Source organism: Pseudomonas sp. GW821-FHT07F05, assembly GCF_059418765.1.
This window is the reverse complement of record NZ_JBWKQL010000004.1, coordinates 64,249-90,208: the sequence shown is the minus strand read 5'-3', so window position 1 is coordinate 90,208 and position 25,960 is coordinate 64,249. Positions and strand designations below refer to the sequence as shown.

The 25,960-nt window shown below is 58.7% G+C and carries 16 protein-coding genes and 1 other RNA gene; 6 read left to right on the top strand and 11 right to left on the bottom strand.

The window, feature by feature from the left end; genetic code table 11:
* Positions 1-42: 42 nt before the first annotated feature.
* Entirely contained in the window at positions 43-585 is a 543-nt protein-coding gene (locus AC07RO_RS11655; RefSeq protein WP_495086075.1) for a recombinase family protein, read from the top strand.
* A 429-nt stretch (positions 586-1,014) separates the two neighbouring features.
* Here the strand turns inward: AC07RO_RS11655 and AC07RO_RS11650 are convergent, their stop codons facing one another.
* The 5 genes from AC07RO_RS11650 to ffs all read right to left on the bottom strand — a co-directional run bounded on the left by AC07RO_RS11650 (position 1,015) and on the right by ffs (position 6,072).
* Positions 1,015-1,947, bottom strand: a complete 933-nt coding sequence (locus AC07RO_RS11650; protein WP_495086074.1) for a hypothetical protein — start codon at positions 1,945-1,947, stop codon at positions 1,015-1,017.
* Between the two features lie 205 nt (positions 1,948-2,152).
* Positions 2,153-2,719 carry a hypothetical protein gene (locus AC07RO_RS11645; RefSeq protein WP_495086073.1) on the bottom strand — a complete coding sequence of 189 codons (567 nt, stop codon included), beginning with the start codon at positions 2,717-2,719 and terminating at the stop codon, positions 2,153-2,155.
* 13 nt (positions 2,720-2,732) lie between these two features.
* Entirely contained in the window at positions 2,733-4,472 is a 1,740-nt protein-coding gene (locus AC07RO_RS11640; protein ID WP_495086072.1) for a DNA-processing protein DprA, read from the bottom strand.
* Positions 4,469-5,725 carry an HAD hydrolase-like protein gene (locus AC07RO_RS11635; RefSeq protein ID WP_495086071.1) on the bottom strand — a complete coding sequence of 419 codons (1,257 nt, stop codon included), beginning with the start codon at positions 5,723-5,725 and terminating at the stop codon, positions 4,469-4,471. Before AC07RO_RS11635 ends, AC07RO_RS11640 begins: the two co-directional genes overlap by 4 nt.
* 250 nt (positions 5,726-5,975) lie before the next feature.
* Positions 5,976-6,072, bottom strand: an RNA gene (gene ffs, locus AC07RO_RS11630) — signal recognition particle sRNA small type.
* Positions 6,073-6,308: 236 nt separating this feature from the next.
* Here ffs and AC07RO_RS11625 point away from each other — a divergent pair.
* The gene (locus AC07RO_RS11625; protein WP_495086070.1) at positions 6,309-6,803 is read left to right on the top strand and encodes a GNAT family N-acetyltransferase; all 495 of its coding nucleotides are present in this window, start codon (positions 6,309-6,311) and stop codon (positions 6,801-6,803) included.
* A 3-nt stretch (positions 6,804-6,806) separates the two neighbouring features.
* On the opposite strand, the gene AC07RO_RS11620 is transcribed toward AC07RO_RS11625, so the two are convergent.
* From AC07RO_RS11620 to AC07RO_RS11595, 6 genes are all read right to left on the bottom strand, one after another.
* The gene (locus tag AC07RO_RS11620) at positions 6,807-8,612 is read right to left on the bottom strand and encodes a putative bifunctional diguanylate cyclase/phosphodiesterase (protein ID WP_495086069.1); all 1,806 of its coding nucleotides are present in this window, start codon (positions 8,610-8,612) and stop codon (positions 6,807-6,809) included.
* A gap of 172 nt (positions 8,613-8,784) precedes the next feature.
* On the bottom strand, positions 8,785-9,951 hold the full coding sequence (locus AC07RO_RS11615; RefSeq protein ID WP_192174198.1) for a zinc-binding metallopeptidase family protein: 1,167 nt from the start codon (positions 9,949-9,951) through the stop codon (positions 8,785-8,787).
* A gap of 944 nt (positions 9,952-10,895) precedes the next feature.
* On the bottom strand, positions 10,896-13,244 hold the full coding sequence (gene ligA / locus AC07RO_RS11610) for an NAD-dependent DNA ligase LigA (protein WP_495086068.1): 2,349 nt from the start codon (positions 13,242-13,244) through the stop codon (positions 10,896-10,898).
* Positions 13,245-13,318: 74 nt separating this feature from the next.
* Positions 13,319-14,167 carry a cell division protein ZipA gene (zipA, locus tag AC07RO_RS11605; RefSeq protein WP_495086067.1) on the bottom strand — a complete coding sequence of 283 codons (849 nt, stop codon included), beginning with the start codon at positions 14,165-14,167 and terminating at the stop codon, positions 13,319-13,321.
* Positions 14,168-14,442: 275 nt separating this feature from the next.
* Positions 14,443-17,931 carry a chromosome segregation protein SMC gene (gene smc, locus AC07RO_RS11600; protein ID WP_495086066.1) on the bottom strand — a complete coding sequence of 1,163 codons (3,489 nt, stop codon included), beginning with the start codon at positions 17,929-17,931 and terminating at the stop codon, positions 14,443-14,445.
* Between the two features lie 3 nt (positions 17,932-17,934).
* A complete protein-coding gene (locus AC07RO_RS11595; RefSeq protein WP_192174194.1) occupies positions 17,935-18,594 on the bottom strand; it encodes a GntR family transcriptional regulator in 660 nt (219 codons plus the stop codon).
* A gap of 319 nt (positions 18,595-18,913) precedes the next feature.
* On the opposite strand from AC07RO_RS11595, the gene xdhA reads away from it, so the two are divergent.
* From xdhA to guaD, 4 genes are all read left to right on the top strand, one after another.
* Positions 18,914-20,383 (top strand): xanthine dehydrogenase small subunit, encoded by a 1,470-nt coding sequence (xdhA, locus tag AC07RO_RS11590; protein ID WP_495086065.1) that lies wholly within the window; start codon positions 18,914-18,916, stop codon positions 20,381-20,383.
* Complete coding sequence (gene xdhB / locus AC07RO_RS11585) at positions 20,376-22,817, top strand: xanthine dehydrogenase molybdopterin binding subunit (RefSeq protein ID WP_495086064.1); 2,442 nt, start codon at positions 20,376-20,378, stop codon at positions 22,815-22,817. The genes xdhA and xdhB overlap by 8 nt, the downstream gene beginning before the upstream one ends.
* A 148-nt stretch (positions 22,818-22,965) precedes the next feature.
* A complete protein-coding gene (xdhC, locus tag AC07RO_RS11580; RefSeq protein ID WP_495086063.1) occupies positions 22,966-23,805 on the top strand; it encodes a xanthine dehydrogenase accessory protein XdhC in 840 nt (279 codons plus the stop codon).
* 24 nt (positions 23,806-23,829) lie between these two features.
* A complete protein-coding gene (gene guaD, locus AC07RO_RS11575) occupies positions 23,830-25,146 on the top strand; it encodes a guanine deaminase (RefSeq protein ID WP_495086062.1) in 1,317 nt (438 codons plus the stop codon).
* Positions 25,147-25,960 lie beyond the last annotated feature (814 nt).

Here is a 25,960-nt window from a genome sequence, read left to right as displayed (position 1 = left end):
TACTGCAAGCCTCTAAACCCTAATGAACACAGGAGACAGCAAATGGCACAGGTAGCGTATCGCCGGGTATCGTCGCTGGATCAATCCACGGCTCGCCAGTTGGACGGCCAAACCTTCGACGAAGTGTTCGAAGACAAGGTGTCAGGCGCTACCACTGAACGCCCTGCATTGCAGGACATGCTTCGATTCGTCCGCAAGGGTGATTGTGTCCACGTGCATAGCATCGACCGTCTCGCACGCTCTCTTGAAGACTTGCTGTCATTGGTCAAAGGATTGATCGCAAAGGGCGTGGCCGTCAGATTCCATAAAGAACAGTTGCACTTCACCGGCGAAGCCAATCCCATGCAGGAATTGATGTTGTCCCTACTGGGTAGTGTTGCCCAGTTCGAACGCTCGATGATCCGTGAGCGCCAACGTGAAGGCATCGCCAAAGCCAAGGAGAACGGTGTCTATAAAGGACGTGTGAAGACCATCGATGATGCTGCTATCCGCACTGCAATGGCTCAGGAAGGGGCGACCTTTCGCAAGGTTGCTAAAGCCCTTGGTGTTGGCGTCTCGACTGTACAGCGTGCAATGAAAGCCTGATCTACACACATGACACCAGAGCCCGCTATGCGGGCTTTGTCGTCTCTACTCCTGAGACAACTATGATCAAACCTCAGCAATCACCACGCCGTCAGCAAGCCCAACGGGGCCGTCAGGACTTACTTTTGGATTACCCAGAGCCACGGCTTGTGAGCGAGTAACCTGCTTGATAGCTCAGGTGATGACCCCGTTTCCAAATGCCATACATTCCAACATTATTTTTGCCAGACAGATTCGAAGCTGTCAGCACAGTGCAAGGTCTCTCCGGGCGGCGGCGGAAATTCTGCCGGGGAACAGTGGTGAACCTTCTGGACGGGACCAATCGCCACCTCATCGCGCGCTCTCATGGCGATCCTAACTTCAGATCATCAGACTCAACTTTATCCGCCCGCTCAACCCACAATTCGCGAATATAAATAAGTGTACGAATCACTTCGCAATGTAGTGGAACGCTAGCCTTGAGTCAGATATTGTTTTGTCCCAACGCTCAACAAAAACCTCAAACTTAGTAAAGTCTTGTGCGTAGGTTTCTAACCACTTACATATCCCATCGCATACAGCCAGATAGAGAGTGTGTAAGTCAAAGTAGAAGGTGTCATCTTCACCTGTCTGCTGTCCTGCGGGCACATGCCCAATAGATATGGAGATTCTACGAGTGATCTTCCTTTCAACCTTCGTGGAGCTAAGGTTCGACATATGGAGCAATCCATTCCTCAGCTCCCAAAGTTCATCAGATGTAATCGATACTGATTTGAGATCGACGTATGTATCTAGCCAACGCCTGAAAACTGGCTGTTCTGCTCGGGTTTTTTCGTATCCATATTCGACATGTGCAAGGCTATCGATGCAAGACATCAATAACTTGGCAGCAGATGCGTAGAGTCTATTATTGAATAAAAGCCTGTACGCGATGATGAAATCATCGTTAATGAGCTGGGTGAAGTGGAAGTTATTACCTTCCGTATATTTAACAAGCCAATCCTCCATTTTTCCGAGTGCTCCCGTTTTCTGTTGAACATCGTCCATATCCAGAGGTGCATGGCTTGCCTCGTAATTAATTCTTACCTCCCCATCCACAACGCATGTAATAATTGATAGAGGTCTTGCTGACTGATGCTTTTCGAAGACATATTCAAATAAACGCAAATGAGTTCCTAGCCTACACATCGAATTATATTTTTCCAATGTCAAGCCAGACGGAGCTTTAGTTATTGTGGATTTCTTATAGTCCCTTGTCGCCGCCATTTTCAGAAACGAATTCTTTTCTTCGTCGGTGCCCTCTCGCTCATAGAGAATATACCCTAGATTCGTCACTATCCCTTGATTTATCAGAAGGTAAAAATTATAGATTACTTCTCTCATGTGCTGCCCCTCGCTTACTTCATCCCTTTCTACGCAGGCTCCACCTCGCCTGTCTCTCGGTTAAACATTAACCCTTCTCGCTTCAGCTCCCCAGACTCATAACGTGCTTCCTCTTCAATATGTGACCCTCATTGAACCTGCCGGAACTTAGCATCAATGTTTTGCAGGTCATTAATTCGTTCCGGCCAATAACATCATTTGCAGACTACCAACCATTGACACTGCTGAAGCTAATGTACTTAGCTAATTGCTGCTCTAGGACTAGCAAAGTTGGTTCAAACTCACGTAAGGCGGCGTCACTTTTATCCTTGAGTGCGCCCATGTGGGCAAGGTCATTTTGTAAAGGGTATGTCTGACTAGCCAAACAATTTTTATAGAAAGCTATAGCAGCTCCAAGGTCTTTTATTTCTTCTAGAGTCTTATGGATCCCGTCATTATCGTCAAACAGAAAAACAGACTCCCTGAACGCCCTTATGAAGTCCGCACCTGCTTCAGTCATGCTTTTTTTTATCTTTCCCCATGCGGCTTGATGATAATCTAGAGCAGCAATATAGATATTGAATCGTCTGTTGTACAGATCTAGCTTTATCTTGGCGCTGGCAATTTCCTTCTGAGAGCGCACTACTCTATAAGTCGCAAGTCCTATGACGAAACTTGCAACCGCCACTACAGCGACAATCCCGCTAATAATAATTGTGGCAGTTGGAGTCGGGGCAGTATTGGCAGTCTCGCCGGTGGAAACAAAAACACTACAGAAGCTGCAATACATCATGCCCTGACCTCACTCATACTGCATCTATCAGTGAAATGCTGTACTCGCCATGGGTCAGTGTTTGATGCAATTCAATGTTAGAAGCCGCAACCCATTCGCTCCAGATTCGGTCGATGTCGTCGGAGCATTGCCTTGTAAAGGATATGGTAAGATACGCTTCCCAATCCCCCCTAAGATCGAAATCGTCATAGTTAGTACCTGCCTGAAAGTCCACTGTTTCATCTACTTCTATGGTGTCTGGCTTGCCATGAGCGATGGTGTCACGAAAACTCTTCAACTCTTTGATTGTCGAGTACGGACGCTCTGAAAAGTTAGGATTCAGTCCGAGCACCTTCAACACGGTCTCGACCTTCTTGTCGAAAGCCCGCCGCTCTTTAAAATCCACAACGATTTGCTCGCCGATAAAATTCAGACGCGATTCAAAAGTGAAGGCTAACATAACGAGACAGGCAGTTATGTCGAGGGCTATACCTTGCCGTTCCCCCTTTGCCTCCATTTCTTCTATACGGGTCTTGAGGTGGTGAGCCGTATTGGATATATCGTTGTGGATGTGAACCCTCTTCTTCGCAGTCTTATGTACTCGGAGCGTTGTCGTTTCAGGCCCTTGATGCGGTAGTTTCGTCTGCAAGAGACTATTCTGTCGAGTTACTGGCTCAGAACTCGTTACACATACATTTTCCTCATCCAACCGTTTCCCATCATGATCGTCAGCAGGCCCTTCGAGACTATCGCTTTCCGATGCTTGTAACATCTCACTAAGCAACGGAGGCTTGTCAGCTGCACTCAAAGCTTCCTTCGGGGATGAGTTGGATAGAGAATTGGAAAGCATTATTGGGTAGTCGTCTTTTGTCCTCAGCACCAATATGTTGCCGAGCTTTTCCCGCTTACACTTTAGCAAGTTAGCTTTATCCACCCATTCACCTTCGGCGATTAGCAAGTTAGCCATCACCTTTGGCTCTTGATTGCTTCTATCCACAGAAGTGGGCAGAGGCACTGCAAGCCATCTATCGTAGTCAAGGGCAGCGCGTGAGGCATGCAAGCTCCCACCCTTTATATCGGATTGAATCATCACGACACCCTGAGCCATACCCGCCTGAATGCGATCACGCTTGACAAACTGTTGCGGAAAAACTTTTTGTCCAAATGGATATTCTGAAATCAGCGCCCCGCCACTCTCTAGAATATCCTCAGCAAGTTTCTTATGCTGACTCGGCGCTATCATCTGCAAACCATGGGCTAATACAGCAACGGTGTGCCCGCCCGAGTCAAGCGCAGCCCTGTGTGCCAGACCATCGCACCCTAGAGCTAATCCACTCACAATACTCCATTGATTCTCAACAAAGTACTCAGTTATTCGGCGCGTAATAACTTGGCCATGCGGAGTAGGTTCCCTAGTGCCAATTATGGCAACAGATTTCAGCGTACTGGAATGTAAGCTTCCACGGACATATAGAATGAAGGGATCATCCTTTGTTGATGACAGCAATGCCGGATAGCCGAAATCAAGTTGACTAATAATTAACGCTTCGTTCTTTTCAGCAAGCTCCACTTGCACTTCTGCTTGCTCGTTTGCCAAAGACCAAGCATCCGGATTGGACAGCGCCTTATTAAGAGATCCATTTATCCGAACTAGAGCATCAATGGGTAGCTCTTCGAAACCAGCAATGTTCGCAACCTTTTTTAATGTCGCCGGCCCAACACCCGGAAGCATTGATAGCGTCAAAAGCTTTCTTGTTGCGATAGAAACCGTCATCTGTTACCTACATTTTTTGTCAACGCGAGCAATGTTACACCAGAAGCACCCGCTGCTCGCAGAGCCGTTTCGGCATAGATCAGGGACGCTCCTGAGGTCACCACGTCGTCAATCACTACGACGTGCTTCCGAGCAAAACCAGAGTCCGGGATCGCTCTGAGATGGTCACGTACGTTTACAAAACGCTGCTCTCTGTTTAGCCCGCCATTACCGTGATGCGACAAAGCTCCAGCCCGATACTCCAAGATGTCCGGGATGAACTCGAGATTCACACCTGTGATTGGCGACTCCTCGTGCGAGGCCGCAAGCTGAGCCAGCATTGCCTCCAGACGTCGCACACGACCCGGCTTAGCAGGCACAACAGCTACTACCAACTCTCCCACGCCGAAAGCGAACAGTGGATTGCGGCCTATAACCACATTTCGGATAAACTTACGCACTGCCTGTATCCAATAGTCTGGAACTATCAGCAAATCCTTCATCCGGTGAATATCGTTGGTAACCCCATGCCAAACCACCCGTCTCTGAGCATCCCGAGAAAAATGCCGACCAAGAAAATGAATTTGGGTTGGTCTGCCACCCTGCACTAGCGGATTAAAATAATTTGCCTTCTCAAACCGCAAGCCCACATCTTGAGCCGCCGGACCGTTGAGCATTTGTAAACGCTCGGCTATTGGCAAATATTCCGCTGGCCTTTCAAGCACGCTCTGCAAGTCATCTGGGGTCTGAATGATTGCATCAGGCATACGCTCCAACGCTTTCCAGTCATCACCACGACGGGGATTCGGCCAAGTGGTTTGATCTAGCACACACCAGCATCCGGCGTCATATGCCGCCTGTATGTCAGACTTTCCATCCCCAATCAGCCAAACGTTTTGAGAAGAAACTATCCCCGCCGCTCGCATTGCAAGCGACACGCCCTCACCACTTGGCTTAGTGTGCGTCACGTCCTCAAAACCAACTATTGTGGCCCATTCGACATTGGGGTACGCGATAGTCAAAAGCGTCTCTGCGTAGTGTCTAGGCGATCTAGTAAACACACCGAGCTGGACTCGCTCATATCGCTCTTGCAACGCTAGAAGCCTAGCCTCGGAATAGACGATTCGATTCGGCAATGTACCGAACTGTGCTCGAAGCCTCAGAACATATGCCTGAGATTGCCTATTCAGAAACTCACGACCTCGGAAACGTTCGAGGTCACCGGTGCGAAGCAGGGTATCGTCAAGATCAAACAGAATCAGATCGACTGGCATTACTCGTCCTTGATGGAATGCAAAATTGGCAGACTGAAGCTACCAAAATGCCATCAGGATTAGCAAGCTAAGACGACGATGCCACCAAGTCTGTATTTACATCCAAGGCGAGGCAGCTTGGACATCAAGGATGGTCTCGTCTAGGATCGCTAGCATGGTGCACCACTTAAGTGTACCTAAACGCTGTCACACTTCGAGATTTTTGACTGAGAAAGCCTTGAGAATTCAAGGACTTGCGTTATGGAGGCAACCCCACCAGCCACACCCCGGCACACAATGTTCCCGCTGTGGCTGCTGCCTTCCGGCTCTGACCAGGTTCACGGGTAATCGTTGCGGGGGGACCGATGGGGTCACCATAACGACGCTCGCCAGTGGCGAGCCGCGCCATTGTACCGGTCTCGCGCGAAGTTACAACCTCTTGTTTCAGATTAAGATTTTGAGCGTCATCAGCCCCTCGCCGCCTGCGCGATGCAGCGGCTGAGGGGCCGAATGCGGCACAATGGCGCCTGCATTTTCACCTCCCTCCAGCAAGTGGCTCGCCCCCTGCCCGGCCCCGCCGGGGCGCAAGACACAGGAACCACCGATGCATTTCGCGCTCACCCCATACGAATCCCTCCCCCCCACGCAACAGCGCCAGTTGCTGGAGATCGAACTGCTCCCCGAGCAGATCCGTCACGTCGGCGACATTCATGGCGGTCTGCACACGCTCACTGCACGTCCCGCCGTCGACCGGCAAGGCTTCGTGCTGCTGATCGACGACATCCCCCGGGGCTTTTTCGTCCTCAAGCGCAGGTCACTGCTGCCGGACTGGGCACGTGACCGCCCGCGCATCACCACCACATTGCACGCGCTGATGATTGATAAAGGGTTTCAGGGGTTGGGACTGGGCAAGCGATGCCTGCGCGCGCTGCCAAGGTTGGCGCGAGCGTTATGGCCAGACACGGAGCAATTGATGCTGGCCGTGGAGGCCGGCAATCACCCGGCGCGCCAGCTGTACCTGGCGCTGGGTTGGCAGGATTTGCCCGAAAGCGATGCGGCTTACGCCAGCTTTGAGCGGTTGATGCTGCTCACTCTGTAACGCTCAATGGGCCAGTGACCGCAGCTGCCGAACCTTGCGGCGTCGCTCGACGTTCATCCAGTGTTCGAGGGCGGTGACGGTCATGGGCCGCGCGACGAGGAAGCCTTGCACTTCGTGGCAGCCCAGTTCGCAGAGAATTTCGTAGACGCCTTCGGTTTCCGCGCCTTCCGCGACGACGCGATAGCCGAGGCGCTTTGCCAGGTCGACGATGGCTTCTACCAGGCCTCGGTCCTTGTCATTGCTGTCGATGTTTTCCACCAGCGACTTGTCGAGCTTGACCGTGGTGGCCGGCAGTTGCCGCAGGTAGGTCCAGTTGCTGTAACCGGTGCCGAAGTCATCGATGGCGATGTCGATGTTCAATCCACGCAGTCGCTCCAGCTGCAGGCGGGTCACTTCAGGGTTGTCGCACAGGGCGCTTTCGGTGAATTCAAGCTCGAAGCCGCTCGGGTCAAGACCGCTGACTGACAAGTGCTCGAACAGCGCGTCGCTGAACGATGAGTTCGCGAGGTCGATCGCCGATACGTTCATCGCCACTTTGAAGGCATAGCCCTGGGCCTGCCAGATCGCCGCTTGCGCAACGGCCTTTTTCAGCACCCACAGGCTGAGGGAGCGAATCAGCGCGGTCTTTTCCGCCAGGGGAATGAATTCCATCGGGCTGATCGGACCCAGCATGGGATGTTGCCAACGCAGCAGCGCTTCGACGGTCACAATACGGCCGGTCGCCACTTCCAGCCTCGGCTGATACACCAGCGACAGTTGATCCGGGCTGCGCACCGCCTCGGCCAGCGCGGCCAATAGTAGAAAGGCTCGTTGCTGAGCGAAGTCCAGATGGGGCTCGTACCAACGCCAGCCCGTCGATTTGCCCCGGGCTTCGTCCGCCGCGCTGACCACCAGCCGAATCCAGTCGCGCTCATCGCAGCGGTCCAAACCCAATGGCAGCACACCGATGCCGACGTCCATCTGAATGGGAATATTGCGGCAGATCAGCGGCTGCCGAAAATGCTCGAGCAACTGGCGAAACACCCTCTCGGCCTGCTCGGGGCGGGCATGACGGGTGATCAGCGCGATGCGCGTAGGGCTGACTTTGTACAGCGCGGTGTCGGCAGGCAACTGGCTGCGGCAGTTATCGATCATGCAGCGCACCAGCTCCTGGGCAAAGCTGTAGCCCAGCGCCTTGACGATGCTGTCGAGGAACGCCGGTGCGACCATGTCCAGCGCGACCAGCGCGTATTTGCGGCGATCGTGCAACGCCTCCAGATCCTCCTCAAGACGCAGGCGATTGAACAAACCCGTGGGCTGATCGACGAAGCTGGCACTGCGCAGGTTATTAAGGCGCTTCATCACCAACTCGCCGTACATTTCCAGCATGGCCTGGTCGCGCGGATCAAGTTGCGGCCGGGGCGTGGTGTCAATGATGCACAGCGTGCCGAGGGCAAGACCATCGGCGGTCACCAAGGGCACGCCGGCATAAAAGCGGATGTGGGGCTCCCCGGTCACTAGCGGGTTATCGCTGAAGCGCGCGTCAAGCATCGCGTCAGGAACCTGAAACGCCTCATGGCTGAGGATGGTGTAGGCACAGAAAGCGATATCGCGCGGCGTCTCGCGCTCCTCAAGGCCTGCCCGTGCCCGAAACCACTGGCGGTGCTCACTGACGATGGAAACGAGGGCGATGGGGACCTGGAAATAATGGGTCACCATCGAGACGATGTGGTCGAGCACATCGTCAGCCGTCGCATCGATGAGCCCCATGTGGATGATGCGTGAAAGCCGGGAACGCTCGTTTTTGGGCAATGGAGCACTGGTGGCCATAACTGAAATCCCTTCTAGACCGCTTCGCCAACCGCTTCGCCAGTAGTATCAAAACGATATGTATAGGGAAAATAGCACCGCTTTTTGCGGTGTGCAGGGATCGCGGACAAGCGGTGAATCCCTTTCACCGCTTCGTACGGATCGCTTTTTTTCACGCACTCACATGAGTGTGCTACTGCACTTGCAGGACCTCATCGGCCTTGCCGCCCGCGCCCTGTATGACCAAATGGATGAAATGCAGCTTGGTGATGACGGCTGGCGGCAACACGAACGGATAGAAATCCGCCTGCCCCATGGCACGGGACAACTCGTTGAGCATGCCGGCAAGTTCGATCCACGCATTGACGAACGCCAGGAACGCCGGCCCGCCCGGATGCTGAGGGTCGTACAAGGTTTCCAGGGGGAACGGCTGGTAGTCGAGGTCCATGTCCCGAGCGCTCATGCCCAGGCTGAGTGCGGTGTCGACGGCATCCATCATGTGCAGGTAATGCGCCCAGGTTTCGGCCCAGTCTTCCCATGGGTGCATGGTCGCGTAGGCGCTGACGAAACTCTGCTGCCAGTCGGCCGGCGCGCCGTTCTGGTAGTGATGATCAAGAGCGTCGGCGTAGCTGGCACGGTCATCGCCGAAGAGGTTGCGGAATCCGTCCTGCCAGTAAGTGTCGGCGATCAGGCGATCCCAGTAGTAATGCCCCACTTCATGACGGAAATGCCCAAGCAGCGTTCGGTAGGGTTCGTGCATCTGCACGCGAACCTTCTCACGAATGGCGTCGTCGGCTTCTTCCACGTTGAGGGTGATCAAGCCACTGGCGTGGCCGGTGGTTGGCAGGTTGCCTTCCAGGTCGACGCCGAGGAATTCGAAGGCCAGCCCGCGCTCTTCATCCACGCTTTTCGGGATGACCTGAAGGCCGAGGGTGATCAACTGCGCCACCAGCCGACGCTTGGCGGTCTCGATCTTGCCCCAGCGCTCGGGGTTTTCCGGCACGGACAGGTCGGGGATGGTCTTGTTGAGGCTACAGGCGATGCAGAAGTCGCCGGCGTTCAGCGCCGGGAATATCCAGTTGCAGGCCGCCGCGGTGTCCAGATTGGCGCAACGACGGTAGAGCCCGGCCTGGGGCTCGTCGCTGAGACGCCAGGTTTGCGCTTCGGGGCCCGGTTCCAGCGCGGCGATCTTGCTCTGCTCGGGCAGATAACCCAGGGCCGCCGAACACGCCAGGCACTGGCTGTTGCGGAAAAACACCGACTGCCCGCAATGGCACTGCCAGACCTTGCTGTTGCGCTTGCTTTCGCCGGCGAATGGCGCCGCGATCCGTGTGCTGAGTTGCTCGAAGAACTGGAACATGGCGATATCCTGATGGGGCTGCTAGCACTAGATCGTCAAGGGTGACGGGGGTTCCGTGGGATTTTCTTACTCTTGGGTCCCGCTTATCGGCGGGACTGTTTCGCCTTCGGCGAGTTACTTGAAAAGTCGAGAGTCGCACCATCCCCAAGTAACCAAGGGTGCTTGCTCTCGGTTGGGCCCTTCCTTCGTCAGGGTTCCTTCACTCCGGCCTTGCTCCGTGGGCCCGCGCCGAACGGACATCCATGTCCTGACGGCGCTCTCGCCGCATCCATGCGGCTCGACCCACTCCGCAAGACCTGCGTTCAGCCTGCACCAAAGTCGCGTTTGGCGGTGTCTGGGATTTTTGTGCATGAAAATCAAAAGCAGATCTAGAGCGGATCAAGGGTGGATTGAGGGAAGATCAAACGCGAAGGACTTGTGGGAGTGAGCTTGCTCACGAAGAGATTGGTACATCCACCGGATTTCTAGTGTTTGAAATACAGCATTCGCGAGCAAGCTCGCTCCCACAAGGAGGAGGTGTGATCAGCAAAATTGTTGGCGCCTGAACCGGCCACTTCCCGGCTGAAGCCGGTCCTACTGAGACATTGCATGCGTCCAGTGGGATTGGCTCTGACTGTAGGACCGGCTTTAGCCGGGAAGCTGTTGATCTGCTTTGAAGCGCTTTTGATCTTCATCGCAAATGGCTCAAACACCGGAAATCGCGACTTGGGTGCAGGCTGAACGCAGGTCTCGCGCAGTGGGCCGAGCCGCATGGATGCGGCGAGAGCGCCGTCAGGACATGGATGTCCGTTCGGCGCGGGCCCACGGAGTGAGACCGAAGTGAAGGAACCCTGACGAAGGAAGGGCCCAACCAGGAGCACAAGCCCTTGGTTACTTGGGGCTTTATCAAGTAACTCGCCGAAGGCGAAACAGTCTGCCCCCAGGCAGACGCTCTTGATCTTGATCTAGCTGACCTCAACGCCATGTTGCTTAAGAAACGCCACAAACGCCTCTTCGTCGAGCACCTTCAGCCCCAGCTCATTGGCCTTGGTCAACTTCGAGCCCGCCCCCGGCCCGGCCACCACCGTGTGGGTCTTCGCCGAGACCGAACCGGACACCTTCGCCCCCAGTCCCTCCAGCTTTTCCTTCGCCACGTCCCGGCTCATCAACTCCAGCGAACCGGTCAGGACCCACGTCTGCCCGGCCAGCGGCAAGCCCTCCACCACCTTCTTCTCGCTCTGCCAGTGCATGCCGAAATCCTTCAGCTGCTGCTCGAGCGCCAACGCCCGCTGCGCATGCTCCGGGACATCGAAAAACGCCCTCACCGCCTGCGCCTGCTTCTCCGGCAGCGTCTGCCGCATATCCAGCCAGTCCGCCTTGACGACCGCCTCAAGGGTGCCGAACTTGTCCGCCAGCTTCTGCGCCGCACCCGGCCCCACCGACGGAATATTCAACTTGTCCAGCATGCCGCCCAGGGTCGCGCTTGCCGCGAACTCCGCGCCCAGATCGCCCGTGTCCTGCAGCTCCATCTGGCATTCGCCGAGCAACGCGCCGATCACGTTCTGGTTGTGCTCGTCCTCGAAGAAACTGTGAATCTCATGGGCAACTTCCAGCCCCACGTCCGGCAGATACGTCAGCACCTCCGGCAGCGCCACAATCACTCGATCCAGCGAACCCAACGACCGCGCCAATACCTTGGCCGTCTCCTCGCCCACATCTGGAATGCCCAGCGCGTAAATGAAGCGGGCCAGCGTCGGCTTCTTGCTGTCGTCGATGGCCTTAAGCAGCTTCTTGCTGGAGATCTCGGCAAAACCCTCCAGATCGATAATCTGCTCGTAGGTCAGCTTGTATAGATCGGCCGGCGAGCCGATGAGTTTCTCGTCTACCAGTTGCTCGATGGTCTTGTCGCCCAGCCCCTCGATGTCCATCGCCCGGCGCGAGACGTAATGGATGATCGCCTGTTTGAGCTGCGCGCCACAGGCCAGACGGCCGACGCAGCGATACACCGCGCCCTCGCTGATGGTTTCCTTGCCCTTGCTGCGCTTGATCAGTTGCGTGCGCTCGACCTGTGAGCCGCACACCGGGCAGGTCTGCGGGATCTCGACGGCGCGCGCGTCTTTCGGGCGGCGCTCCTGCACGACCTGCACCACTTGGGGAATAACATCGCCCGCGCGGCGGATGATCACCGTGTCGCCGATCATCAAGCCAAGGCGCGCCACTTCGTCCATGTTGTGCAGCGTTGCGTTGGCGACGGTGACACCGGCGACTTTCACCGGCTTCAAACGGGCCACCGGCGTGACCGCGCCGGTGCGGCCGACCTGGAATTCCACGTCCAGCAGCTCGGTAAGTTCTTCCATGGCCGGGAATTTATGGGCAATGGCCCAGCGCGGTTCGCGGGCGCGGAAACCCAGCTCACGCTGGGAGGCAATGCTGTTCACCTTGAACACCACGCCGTCGATTTCGTACGGCAACGACAGACGTTTCTCGCCGATGTCGTGGTAGTACTTCAGGCAGTCTTCGATGCCGTGGGCGATTTTCATCTCGCGGCTGATCGGCATGCCCCACTCTTTCAGTTGCTGCAGGTTGCCGGTGTGGGTGTCGGCGATGTCATGGGACACCTGGCCGATGCCATAGCAGCAGAATTCCAGCGGGCGGTTGGCGGTGATTTTCGAATCCAGCTGGCGCAGGCTGCCAGCGGCCGCGTTGCGCGGGTTGGCGAAAGTCTTGCCGCCGATTTCCAGCTGGCTGGCGTTCAGACGCTCGAAGCCGGCCTTCGACATGAAGACTTCGCCGCGCACTTCGAGGGTGTCCGGCCAGCCTTTGCCGTGCAGCTTCAGCGGGATATTGCGCACGGTGCGCACGTTGACGCTGATGTCTTCGCCGGTGGTGCCATCGCCGCGGGTGGCGCCACGAACCAGCGCGCCGTTCTGGTACAGCAGGCTGACCGCCAGGCCATCGAGTTTCGGCTCGCAGCTGTATTCCACCTTCTTCGAGGCAGCGGGCAGGTCCAGGCCTTCGTTGACCCGACGATCGAACTCGAGCATGTCGGTTTCTTCGAAGGCGTTGCCCAGGCTCAGCATGGGGATTTCGTGGCGCACCTGGGTGAACGCCGACAGCGCCGCACTGCCCACCCGCTGGGTCGGCGAGTCCGGTGTCACCAGATGCGGGTTCTCCGCCTCCAACGCTTTGAGCTCGTGGAACAGCCGATCGTATTCGACGTCCGGGATGCTCGGCTCGTCGAGGACGTGATAGCGGTAGTTGTGCTGATCCAGCTCAGCGCGCAGTTCAAGGATGCGGGTTTCGGCGGCTTTCATAGGTGTGTTCTCGAAATGCAAAAGAGCAGCCGAAGCTGCTCATTTGGTGATGCTTGAATCTGTGGGAGCGCCAATCAGCGACGCTGGGTCAGGGCGCGACGTTCGAACTCGACGATGCGCTGACGGTAGTGCTCGATGGTCTGCGCGGTCATGACGCTGCGCTGATCGTCTTTCAATTCCCCGTTCAGCTCATGGGCCAGTTTGCGAGCGGCGGCGACCATGACATCAAACGCCTGCTTCGGATGACGCGGCCCTGGCAGACCCAGGAAGAAGCTGACGGCGCGGGTGCTGAAGTGGTCGATATCGTCGAGATCGAACACACCCGGCTTGACCGCATTGGCCATCGAGAACAGCACTTCGCCGTTGCCGGCCATGCTTTCGTGACGGTGGAAAATGTCCATTTCGCCAAAGCGCAGACCGCTTTCCAGAATATTCTGCAGCAGTGCCGGGCCCTTGAAGCCGCTTTCGTCCCGGGAGATGACACTGATCACCAGCACTTCTTCAACGGGCGGCAGGTCCTTGTTTTCGGTGATGCGCTGGTTCGGCTTGTCGTCCGGGAAATCATCGTCGCGGGCACTGAACAGGTCAGGGCCGGCGCTCAGGTTCAGGTCGCCCTGATGCGGCTCGTCCTTGCGCTTGCCGCGTCGCGGTTCACGTTCGGCGCGCTCGCGGGGCGCTGCACTCATTGTCGGCAAGTCGTGCTCGTCGAGTTTCGGTTCTTTATGGGTGTCCAGAACGCGCGCAGGGCCCAACACTTCGGCGGACGTCGGTTCGTCGTCGTCCGGCAGGTTGGATAAGCTGCGGTCCAGTCTGAATTTCAATTTGCCCTTGCCGCCGCGCATACGGCGCCAGCCGTCAAACAGAATACCGGCAATGACAATAATGCCGATGACGATCAGCCACTCTCGCAGACCGATTTCCATGTAGTCCCGTGCCTCTAATAAAATTCTGAAAATTAAGGGCGTCAAACCCCTTTAAAACGTGGAGCCAACTCTATGTTCTGAATGGCCTTTTACCCACGCGAAATGGAAAAGTGGACATTAAGCTAGCACGACCAAAGGCAACTTTACACCGTCTGTTACATCTGGCAGGTCACAAGCATCTGTCACGCTGCGGCGGTGGTTCCTGTACTGGACGCCCGTGCGCCACTTTTCCCTGCAAATCTGCATGATCGCCACGCGATCAACTGCGCATCCCGCTATGACTCCACCAGCGCCATCGCCTCCTCTACGTCCACTGCCACCAGCCTCGAACAACCCGGTTCGTGCATGGTGACGCCCATCAACTGGTCAGCCATTTCCATGGCGATCTTGTTGTGGGTGATGTAGATGAACTGCACGGTCTGGGACATCTCTTTGACCAACCGGGCGTAGCGCCCCACGTTGGCGTCGTCCAGCGGCGCATCGACTTCGTCGAGCATGCAAAACGGCGCCGGGTTGAGTTTGAAGATGGCAAAAACCAGCGCCAGCGCGGTCAGGGCTTTCTCACCCCCGGACAGCAAATGGATCGTGCTGTTTTTCTTGCCGGGAGGACGCGCCATGATCGTCACCCCAGTATCGAGTAAATCTTCGCCCGTCAGTTCCAAATAAGCGCTGCCGCCACCGAAAACTTTTGGAAAAAGTGCCTGAATTCCGCTGTTTATCTGATCAAAGGTCTCTTTGAAGCGGTTACGGGTTTCCTTGTCGATTTTGCGGATCACGCTTTCCAGCGTGTCCAGCGCTTCGACCAGATCGGCGTCCTGGGCGTCCAGATAGCGTTTGCGTTCTGACTGCTGCTGATACTCGTCGATCGCCGCGAGGTTGATGGCGCCCAGACGCTGAATCCGCGCGGCGATGCGTTCCAGTTCTTCTTCGGCGTCTTTCTCGTTGGCTTCGGCGGTCAGGGTCGCCAGCACGCCATCCAGGTCGTAGCCGTCTTCGTGCAATTGCTCCTGAAGCGCCTTGCGTCTTACGGTCAGGGTCTGCCATTCCAGGCGCTGCTGCTCCAGTTGCCCACGCAACAGCGCCGATTGCTGCTCGGCCTGGTTGCGACGTTTCTCGGCCTCACGCAGTTCGCGGTCGGCGTCTTCCAGGGCGTTCTTGGCGGTACGCATCTCTTCGTCGACGACCATGCGCTTTTCCAGCAGCTCTTCGAGCTTCATGCGCAGTTCTTCAAGCGGCGCGGCGCCCTCCTCCAGGTTCAGGCTCAGCTGCTCGCGCTTCTCGGTCAGGCGCTCGGATTGCATCTCCAGCCGCTCCAGGGCCTGGCGCGTGGAATCATGCTGCGCACGCAGCGAACCCAGGCGCACGGCCAACTGATTGGCGTGATCCTTATGCTGGCGTGCTTCCTGACGCACCCGGTCCAGGCGCTCGCGCAGGCTGTCGCGCTGGGCCAGCAGCAACTCGCGCTGTTCAGTGTCCAGCGCCATGCTGTCGAGGGCGTCCTGCAATTGCAGGCGGGATTCGCCGAGGGTTTCCTGCTCCATGGCCCGCTGTTCGGCGAGCTCGGTCAATTCTTCGTCGAGCCGCGTGCGGCGCAGGGTCAACTGCTCGACCTTGGCTTTGGCGGCGGACAACTGCGCCTTGAGTTCGCTCTGCTGACGGGCTTCGTCCTGCAGGCGACGGCGCAATTGCTCGCGGTTGTCTTCCTGGGTGCGTTGCTGTTCGCGCTGGGTCGACAGTTGCTCATCCAGCGCCGCCAACGTTGCTTCGCGTTCTTCACGCTCGGCTTCCAGACGCTGCAATTCCTGACCCCGCGCCAGCACCCCGCTTTCGGCCTCGCTGGCGCGGCGCACACGGAGAAAATCCCGACCGACCCAGTAGCCTTCGCGGCTGATCAGGCTCTCACCGGCGCCCAGTTGCCCGCGCAGCGCCAGCGCATCGTCGAGGGTTTCAACGGGTTTGACCTGGCCCAGCCAGTGGGTCAGATCGACCTGCGTATCGACCTTGTCCAGCAGGCTGCCAGGGATGCGCGTGATGTCAGCGCCGGGACTCACCAGGCGCAGGTCGCCCTGACTGAATCCGGCCAGATCGAGACCGGCGAAATCATCCACCAGCACCGCGTGCAGATCGGCGCCCAGCACGGTTTCCACGGCCATTTCCCAGCCGGCCTCGACCCGCAGCCCTTCGGCCAGACGCGGACGCTCGCTCAGTTGATGGTCGCGCAGCCACTCGGCGGTGCCGGTGCCGGGATCGAGTGCCGCCTGTTGCAGGGCTTCCAGCGACGCAAGCCGGCCGTTCAACCGCTGCAGATCGCCTTGGGCCTGTTGTTGCGATTGGGTGGCCTGTTGCAGATCGACGCGCAGTTGCTCAAGGCGCTCGATCAGGTGTTCTTCTTCGGCGGTCAGTTCTTCAAAGGCCATGTCCCGCGCGGCGAGGTCTTCGCTGAGCTCGAGAATTGCGGCGTCTTCGGGGTCCGCCGCGAGCAATTGGCGCTCTTCCCCCAAACGCCGCTGACGCTCGGCCAGTCGTTCCAGGCTGGTTTCCAGCTGCTGAATGCGCGATTGCTGCACTTCCGCCTGACGCCGGGGTTCGGCGGACGTGAGGTTGAAGGCGTCCCACTGTTCCTGCCAGCCATGCATGGCGGTTTCGGCGTCTTCCAGCGCGGCGGCAGATTCTTCGGCGGCGGCGAGGGTGATCTCCTGCTCCGGCTCGAGCATTTCCAGCTCTTCGCCGAGGGTCGCCAGCAGCGTGCGGTCGTGACCCAAGTGGGATTCGGTTTCCAGGCGCGCACGCTCGGCTTCGCGCAGGTCGTCCTGCAACTGCCGCAAGCGTTGCTGACCGTGCTGAATGCTCTGCTCGACCCGGGCGATGTCGCCGCCCACGGAGTAGAAACGCCCCTGCACCAGGTTGAATCGCTCGGACAGGTCGTGATGACCGTCGCGCAGGCGCTCGATGGCGGCGTCGGCGCTGCGCTGGTCGGCGACCAACGACTCGAAGCCGACTTCCTGATTGCCGATCACCGATTCCCGCTGCGCCACCTGCTCGTTCAGCGCCTGCCAGCGCAGCGCCGACAGTTGCGCCTTGAGCTGACGCTCTTCGGCCTTGTATTCCTGATACTTCTCGGCGGCCTGGGCCTGACGCTGCAGACGCTCCAGCTGCCGACCCAGTTCTTCGCGCAAATCGGTCAGGCGCGCCAGGTTCTCGTGGGTGCGGCGGATGCGGTTTTCGGTATCGCGACGGCGCTCCTTGTACTTGGAGATGCCGGCGGCTTCTTCGATAAAATTGCGCAGGTCCTCGGGCTTGGCTTCGATCAGCTTGGAGATCATGCCCTGCTCGATGATCGAGTAGCTGCGTGGGCCCAGGCCGGTGCCGAGAAAGATGTCGGTGATGTCGCGGCGACGGCATTTGGTGCCGTTGAGGTAATAGCTGTTCTGGCTGTCGCGGGTCACTTTGCGGCGGATGGAAATTTCCGCGTAGCTGGCGTATTCGCCGACCAGGGTGCCGTCGGAGTTATCGAAAACCAGCTCGATGCTCGCCTGGCTCACCGGTTTTCGGCTGGTGGAGCCGTTGAAGATGACGTCGGTCATCGACTCGCCGCGCAGGTTCTTGGCCGAGCTTTCGCCCATGACCCAGCGCACCGCGTCGATGATGTTGGATTTGCCGCATCCATTGGGGCCGACCACGGCCGCCATGTTGCTGGGGAAGTTCACCGTCGTCGGGTCGACGAACGATTTGAACCCGGCCAGCCTGATGCATTTGAGGCGCATGAATCAGCTGGCCGCCAGGGCAGACAACACCGATTGGCAGCTGCGCTCGGCGTAGCAGGTCAGCACGTCGCGGATCCGCGCCAGATCCCGCGCTACCACCGCTTCGAGCAACTGGCCGAACAGGGTCAGGTACTCGCTCATTTCCGCCTGGCGTTGATCCAGGGCGAGGAAATAGAAACGGCTCATGGAGGGCTGCAGGTTCTCGACGGTCTCTTCCAGGTACGGATTGTTGGCGAACGGATAGGCCGCGCGCATGACATTGAAGCTCTCTTCAACGAAGCCCTTCACGTCCTGGCGCTCGCAACTGGCGATGAGCCGCTGCTGAATCTGCTGGAACGCCGCGAGGTCGACCGGCTCTTTCCAGCTTCGCGCCACGGCCAGACCGAGGAGGATGTACATCTCGCTCATCAGGGCGCAGAGGCTGGTGATGTTGTGTGGGGTCAGGACCGAGACCTGCGCGCCGCGACGGGGCAGGATCACGATCAGATGGCGGCGCTCGAGAATCAGCAACGCCTCGCGCACCGAGCCACGGCTCACGTTCAGCGCGGCCGTGACCTTCTGCTCCTGAATCCGCTCCCCTGGCTTGAGCTCGCCGCGGATGATGCGCTCGGCAAGGTGGTGAGCGATCTGCTCGGCGAGGCTGTCAGGTGCCTTGAACGTCATTTCTTACCTTCAACTTCTTTGGTCGCAAACAAGCGGCGGAGTGTATCGCACTGCAGGTCTGTGGCGCAGGGCCATACTGTGGAAACTGGCACGAATTAAGCAGAAACACGGACATGTTTCTGATCACAGGCACTCAGTCGTTAGACGTTATCGTCAGGTGGGTTATCGGCCATTTCTCGAAATAATGAATTTCTTGACCTTTGAGTCAGAAATTAATTGACCCGATAGTCAGAGCTGATAGATTCATCGACATGTTCGATGACCCATCCGCCGGCAGCTGTGACCAGTGCTTATTAACGACAAGAACGAGGCGCGACCCGTGATCCAGTTTCTCCTGAACCAAGAGCTGAAAACCGAACAGGCTCTGGACCCCAATGTGACGGTGCTCAACTACCTGCGCGAGCACCTGCATAAGTCCGGCACCAAAGAAGGCTGCGCCAGCGGCGATTGCGGCGCGTGTACCGTAGTCGTTGGCGAGCTGACCACCGACGCGGCGGGCCGGGACCAGCTGAGCTATCGCAGCCTCAATTCGTGTCTGACCTTCGTGGCCTCGCTGCACGGCAAGCAGCTGATCAGCGTCGAAGACCTCAAGCATCAGGGCCGCTTGCACAGCGTTCAGCAGGCGATGGTCGACTGCCACGGTTCCCAGTGCGGTTTCTGCACGCCGGGTTTTGTGATGTCGCTGTTCGCGCTGCAAAAGAACAGCGCCGAATCCGCCTCCTCTGAAACAAAACATGCCCAGGCCCACGAAGCCCTGGCCGGCAATCTGTGCCGTTGCACCGGCTATCGACCGATTCTCGCGGCGGCCGAGCAAAGCTGCAGTCAACCGCCAGCGGACCAGTTCGATGCCCTTAAGGCTCAGACCATCGCCCGCCTGAAGGCCATCGCGCCGACGCAAACCGGCGAGCTGAACAGCGGCGACAAGCGCTGCCTGGTGCCGCTGACCGTCGCCGATCTGGCGGATCTCTATGACGCCTATCCCCAAGCCCGGCTGCTGGCCGGCGGCACCGACCTGGCGCTTGAAGTGACGCAGTTCCATCGCCCGCTGCCGGTGATGATCTACGTCGGCAACGTCGCGGCGATGAAGAAGATCGAGCACTTCGAAGACCGCATTGAGATCGGCGCGGCGACGGCCCTCACCGATTGCTACGAAGCACTGAGCCGCGAATACCCGGATTTCGGTGAACTGCTGCACCGTTTTGCATCGCTGCAGATCCGCAATCAGGGCACCCTCGGCGGCAACATCGGCAACGCTTCCCCGATTGGTGACTCCCCGCCCCTCCTCATAGCGCTGGGCGCGAAGATCGTGCTGCGCAAGGGCGAACAAACCCGCACCCTGGCGCTGGAGGATTACTTCATCGATTACCGCGTGACCGTGCGTCAGGAAAGCGAATTCATCGAGCGCATCATCGTGCCCCGCGCCAATCCCCGGCAGACGTTTCGCGCGTACAAGGTGTCCAAACGGCTGGACGACGACATCTCGGCGGTCTGCGCCGCGTTCCGCGTGCACATCGAAAACGGCGCCATCGTTGACGCCCGCGCGGCGTTCGGCGGCATGGCGGCGATCCCCAAACGTGCGGCCCATTGCGAGCAGGCGCTGATCGGCCAGCCGTGGACATCGGCCACCATTGAGCGCGCCTGCGCCGCACTGGCCGAGGATTTCACCCCGCTGACGGACTTCCGCGCGAGCAAGGAATACCGCCTGCTCAGCGCGCAGAACCTGCTGCGCAAATACTTCATTGAAGTGCAAACGCCTCACATCCAGACGCGGGTGACAGCTTATGTCTAATCATCATTCAGCCAGGTCCCAGGAAGAAATGGTCGCCCTGTTTCAACAGGACCTGGCCACCGGCGTGGGCCGCAGCGTGAAACACGACAGTGCTGACAAGCACGTTTCCGGCGAAGCGATCTACATCGACGACCGCCTCGAATTCCCCAACCAACTGCACGTGTATGCGCGCTTGTCCGACCGTGCCCACGCGCGCATCGTCCGCGTCGATGTGTCGCCCTGCTACGCCTTCGACGGCGTGCGCATCGCCATCACCCACGAGGACATTCCGGGCCTCAAGGACATCGGCCCGCTGCTGCCCGGCGATCCGTTGCTGGCCATCGACAAGGTCGAGTTCGTCGGTCAGCCGGTGATTGCCGTGGCTGCCCGGGATCTGGAAACCGCACGCAAGGCGGCGATGGCCGCGATCATCGAATACGAAGACCTGGAACCCGTGCTCCATGTGGTTCAGGCCTACCGCAACAAGCACTTCGTGCTCGACAGCCACACCCACCAGCGCGGTGATTCGGCGGCGGCGCTGGCCTCTGCTCCCCACCGGATTCAGGGCACGCTGCACATCGGCGGTCAGGAACACTTCTACCTGGAGACGCAGATTTCGTCGGTCATGCCCACGGAAGACGGCGGCATGATCGTTTACTGCTCGACGCAGAACCCGACCGAGGTGCAGAAGCTCGTCGCCGAAGTGCTGGACGTGTCGATGAACAAGATCGTCGTCGACATGCGCCGCATGGGCGGCGGCTTTGGCGGCAAGGAAACCCAGGCCGCGAGCCCCGCGTGCCTGTGCGCGGTGGTTGCGCGCCTGACCGGCCAGCCGACCAAGATGCGCCTCCCGCGCATGGAAGACATGATCATGACCGGCAAACGGCACCCGTTTTACGTCGAGTACGACGTGGGCTTTGACAACGACGGGCGCCTGCACGGCATTCAGCTGGAGCTGGCGGGCAACTGCGGTTATTCGCCGGACCTGTCGGCGTCCATCGTCGACCGGGCGATGTTTCACGCCGACAATTCGTATTACCTGGGCGACGCCACGATCAACGGCCATCGCTGCAAGACCAACACCGCGTCGAACACGGCCTACCGCGGCTTCGGCGGCCCCCAGGGGATGGTCGCCATCGAAGAGGTGATGGACGCCATCGCCCGGCACTTGGGCAAGGACCCGCTAGCGGTGCGCAAGGCCAACTATTACGGCAAGACCGAGCGCAACGTCACCCACTACTACCAGACGGTCGAGCACAACATGCTCGAAGAAATGACCGCCGAGCTGGAGGAAAGCAGTGACTACGCCGAGCGGCGCAAAGCGATCAAGGCCTACAACGCCAACAGCCCGATTCTGAAGAAAGGCCTGGCGCTGACCCCGGTGAAATTCGGCATTTCCTTCACCGCCAGCTTCCTCAATCAGGCCGGCGCGCTGATTCACATCTACACCGACGGCAGCATCCATCTCAATCACGGCGGCACCGAAATGGGCCAGGGCCTGAACGTTAAAGTCGCGCAGGTGGTGGCCGAGGTGTTTCAGGTCGACATCGACCGCGTGCAGATCACCGCGACCAACACCGATAAGGTGCCGAACACGTCGCCAACCGCAGCCTCAAGCGGCGCCGACCTGAACGGCAAGGCCGCGCAGAATGCAGCAGAAATCCTCAAGCAGCGGCTGGTGGAATTCGCAGCCAAGCATTACCAGTGCGATGAATCGCGGGTCGAGTTTCGCAACGGTCATGTGCGCGTCGGCGAGCAGGTCATCAGCTTCGACACCTTGGCGCAGCAGGCATGGATGGGCCAGGTATCGCTGTCGAGCACCGGCTATTACAAGACGCCGAAGATTTTCTACGACCGCAGCCAGGCGCGGGGTCGGCCGTTCTATTACTTTGCCTTCGGCGCGGCCTGTACCGAAGTGCTGGTCGACACCCTGACCGGCGAGTACAAAATGCTGCGTACGGACATCCTACATGACGTCGGCGCCTCCCTGAATCCAGCCATCGACATCGGTCAGGTCGAGGGCGGCTACATTCAAGGGATGGGCTGGCTGACCACCGAGGAACTGGTCTGGAACGACAAAGGCAAGCTGATGACCAACGGCCCGGCGGGCTACAAGATTCCGGCCGTGGCCGACATGCCGGCGGACCTGCGGGTGAAGCTGGTGGAGAACCGCAAGAACCCCGAAGACACGGTGTTTCATTCCAAAGCCGTGGGTGAACCGCCATTCATGCTGGGCATTGCCGCGTGGTGTGCGATCAAGGATGCGGTGGCGAGTCTGGGCGATTACCAGCACCAGCCGAAGATCGACGCGCCGGCGACACCGGAACGGGTTTTGTGGGGGTGTGAGCAGATGCGGGCGTTTCAGCGCGATGCGGAGTTAGCTGCCGAGATCGTTTCAGAATCTGCTCCGGGGCTCCGCGTGGGAATGCAGCCCGAGACGCTCCGCGTCGATTAAACAGTGGCGGCCTGTGCTGACGCTTTCGCAAGCAAGCTCGCTCTTACAGTCCCAGTGCGATCCCTGTAGGAGTGAGCTTGCTCGCGATAAGGCCGACACGGGCAATGACGATGTTTGATCTGCCAACCCGCCGATCAGGAGAAATCACATGAATAACTGGATCAGCGCCCTCGCCGACTTGCAGCAGCAGGGCGAGGCTTGCGTGCTGGTGACCATCATCGAGGAGCGTGGCTCGACGCCGCGCAATGCCGGCTCGAAAATGGTCGTCAGCGCCGGGCGAATCTTCGACACCATCGGCGGCGGGCATCTGGAATACAAGGCCATGGAAATCGCCCGGGAGATGCTCGCCAGCGGCAGCCAGCAAACCCGTCTGGAGCGCTTCAGCCTCGGCGCCAGCCTGGGTCAGTGCTGCGGCGGCGTGAACGTGTTGCTGTTCGAACCCATGGGCCAGCCCCAGGCGCACATCGCCGTGTTCGGCGCCGGCCACGTCGGTCGGGCGCTGGTGCCGCTGCTCGCCAGCCTGCCCTGCCGCGTGCGCTGGATTGATTCCCGCGAGGCCGAATTTCCCGCGCAGTTGCCGGAAGGCGCGACGCAGATCCTCAGCGAGGACGTCATCGAAGAAGTCGACAACCTCCCGGCTGGCAGCTATTGCATCGTCATGACCCACAATCATCAGCTGGACCTTGAGCTGGCCGCCGCGATTCTCAAGCGCGGCGACTTCAGCTATTTCGGCCTGATCGGCTCGAAAACCAAGCGCGTGAAGTTCGAGCATCGCCTGCGTGATCGTGGCTTCGACGCCGCAGTGCTGCAGCGCATGCGTTGCCCGATGGGCCTGACCGAGGTCAAGGGCAAACTGCCCATGGAAATCGCCGTGTCCATCGCCGGCGAAGTGATCGCCACCTACAACGCTCATTTCGGCGAGCAGAGCACCATCGCCGAACCTGTCGCCAAGCTGCTGCCGGTGTCCCGCCGCAGCCAGGCCCAATGAATCCCCGAAGAACGATCAACTGACATGACCACAGATATCAGCACTGCCAAAAAAGCCTACCGCGCCGCCATCATTCACAGCATCGCCGACCCTGCCGACGTGGCGGTGGAGGCGTCGTATGAGTATTTCGAAGACGGCCTGATGCTGGTGGAAAACGGCAAGATCCTCGCCCTCGGCACTGCCGAAGACCTGCTCGGCACGCTCACTGACGACGTCGAAATCGTCACTTATCAGGACGCGCTGATCACCGCCGGTTTCATCGACACCCACATTCATTTGCCACAGACCGGCATGGTCGGGTCCTACGGCGAGCAGTTGCTCGACTGGCTGAATACCTACGTGTTTCCCTGCGAGAAGCAGTTCGAAGACCCCGAGCATTCGGCGCAGGTGGCTGACATCTTTCTCAAGGAATTACTGCGCAACGGCACCACCACCGCGCTGGTGTTCGGCAGTCGGCACAAGGAGTCGGTGGAGGCGCTGTTCAGTGCCGCCGAGAAGCTCAATCTGCGCCTGATCGCCGGCAAGGTAATGATGGACCGCAACGCCCCGGATTACCTGGTGGACACCGCCGAATCCAGCTACGTCGACAGCAAGGCGCTGATCGAGCGCTGGCACGGCAAGGGCCGCCTGCATTACGCCGTCACCCCACGCTTCGCACCGACCAGCACGCCCGAACAATTGACCCTCGCCGGGCAGTTGCTGACCGAGTACCCCGACCTGTACATGCAGACCCACATCAGTGAAAACCTGAAGGAGGTTGAGTGGGTCAAGGCGCTGTTCCCGGAGCGCAAGAATTACCTGGACGTGTACGACCATTTCAACCTGCTCGGCGAGCGCTCGGTGTTTGCCCACGGCGTGCACCTGTGCGACCAGGAGTGTGAGCGCCTGGCGGAAACCGGGTCCGCCATCGCCTTTTGCCCGACCTCCAACTTCTTCCTCGGCAGTGGGCTGTTCAACTTGCCGATGGCCGAAAAGCACAAGGTCAATGTAGGACTCGGAACAGACGTCGGCGCTGGCACCAGTTTCTCGCTGCTGCACACGCTGAACGAGGCGTACAAGGTGATGCAGCTGCAAGGCGCCAAATTGAGCCCGTTAAAATCGCTGTACCTGGCCACGCTGGGCGGCGCACGGGCGCTGCGGCTGGAAGACAAGATCGGCAACCTGCAGCCGGGCAGCGAGGCGGACTTCGTGGTACTGGATTTCAACGCCACCCCGCTGCTGTCCTACCGCATGAGTCAGGCGACGAGCATTGAAGAGCAGCTGTTTGTGTTGATGACCCTGGGGGATGACCGCACCGTCAGCGAAACGTATTCGGCGGGGGTGTTGGTGCATAAGCGTTGAGGCTATGCCGCAAACGGTAGGAGCGCTTGCCCGCAATGCAGTGGGTCAGCCGACGTTGATGTCACAGGCCCGCCGCTTCGCGACCGTCGTAACCTCCGATTGCTCCTACAGGAGATCTGCGCTCGACGCGGATTTTCGATGACAGCTGGAAACTGTAGGAGCGACCGGGGTGGCGCTCCACCTTGCTCGCGAAGACTGAGGTACATCCAACCCAAATCTGTCAGCTGTGCCGCAGCATTCGTGAGCAAGCTCAGTCCCACAGATCCCCGGTCCGGCCAGAGTTGCCGGCGTCAGCACAGAATTTGTGGGAGTGAGCTTGCTCGCGAAAGCATTCTGTCAGTCGCCCTGGATGAGGCCGACGCACCGCATTCGTGAGCAAGCTCACTCCCACAGGTCCCCGGTTCGACCAGAGTTATCGGCGTCAGCACAGAATTTGTGGGAGCGAGCTTGCTCGCGAAAGCATTCTGTCAGTCAGCCTGGGTGTGGCTGACCCACCGCCTTCGTTAGCAAGCTCACTCCCACAGGTCCCCGGTCCGACCAGAGTTATCGGCGTCAGCACAGAATTTGTGGGAGTGAGCTTGCTCGCGAAAGCATTCTGTCAGTCAGCCTGGATGAGGCCGACGCACCGCATTCGTGAGCAAGCTCACTCCCAGAGGTCCCCGGTTCGACCAGAGTTATCGGCGTCAGCACAGAATTTGTGGGAGCGAGCTTGCTCGCGAAGGCGTTCTGTCAGTCAGCCTGGGTGTGGCTGACCCACCCCATTCGTGAGCAAGCTCAGTCCCACAGGTCCCAGGTCCGACCAGAGTTGCCGGAG

Bases quoted from the DNA above. Each gene is read 5' to 3' on its own strand.
- AC07RO_RS11655 (WP_495086075.1), top strand. From the start codon at position 43: ATGGCACAGGTAGCGTATCGCCGGGTATCGTCGCTGGATCAATCCACG.
- AC07RO_RS11650 (WP_495086074.1), bottom strand. From the start codon at position 1,947: ATGAGAGAAGTAATCTATAATTTTTACCTTCTGATAAATCAAGGGATA.
- AC07RO_RS11645 (WP_495086073.1), bottom strand. From the start codon at position 2,719: ATGATGTATTGCAGCTTCTGTAGTGTTTTTGTTTCCACCGGCGAGACT.
- AC07RO_RS11640 (WP_495086072.1), bottom strand. From the start codon at position 4,472: ATGACGGTTTCTATCGCAACAAGAAAGCTTTTGACGCTATCAATGCTT.
- AC07RO_RS11635 (WP_495086071.1), bottom strand. From the start codon at position 5,725: ATGCCAGTCGATCTGATTCTGTTTGATCTTGACGATACCCTGCTTCGC.
- AC07RO_RS11625 (WP_495086070.1), top strand. From the start codon at position 6,309: ATGCATTTCGCGCTCACCCCATACGAATCCCTCCCCCCCACGCAACAG.
- AC07RO_RS11620 (WP_495086069.1), bottom strand. From the start codon at position 8,612: ATGGCCACCAGTGCTCCATTGCCCAAAAACGAGCGTTCCCGGCTTTCA.
- AC07RO_RS11615 (WP_192174198.1), bottom strand. From the start codon at position 9,951: ATGTTCCAGTTCTTCGAGCAACTCAGCACACGGATCGCGGCGCCATTC.
- ligA (WP_495086068.1), bottom strand. From the start codon at position 13,244: ATGAAAGCCGCCGAAACCCGCATCCTTGAACTGCGCGCTGAGCTGGAT.
- zipA (WP_495086067.1), bottom strand. From the start codon at position 14,167: ATGGAAATCGGTCTGCGAGAGTGGCTGATCGTCATCGGCATTATTGTC.
- smc (WP_495086066.1), bottom strand. From the start codon at position 17,931: ATGCGCCTCAAATGCATCAGGCTGGCCGGGTTCAAATCGTTCGTCGAC.
- AC07RO_RS11595 (WP_192174194.1), bottom strand. From the start codon at position 18,594: ATGACGTTCAAGGCACCTGACAGCCTCGCCGAGCAGATCGCTCACCAC.
- xdhB (WP_495086064.1), top strand. From the start codon at position 20,376: ATGTCTAATCATCATTCAGCCAGGTCCCAGGAAGAAATGGTCGCCCTG.
- xdhC (WP_495086063.1), top strand. From the start codon at position 22,966: ATGAATAACTGGATCAGCGCCCTCGCCGACTTGCAGCAGCAGGGCGAG.
- guaD (WP_495086062.1), top strand. From the start codon at position 23,830: ATGACCACAGATATCAGCACTGCCAAAAAAGCCTACCGCGCCGCCATC.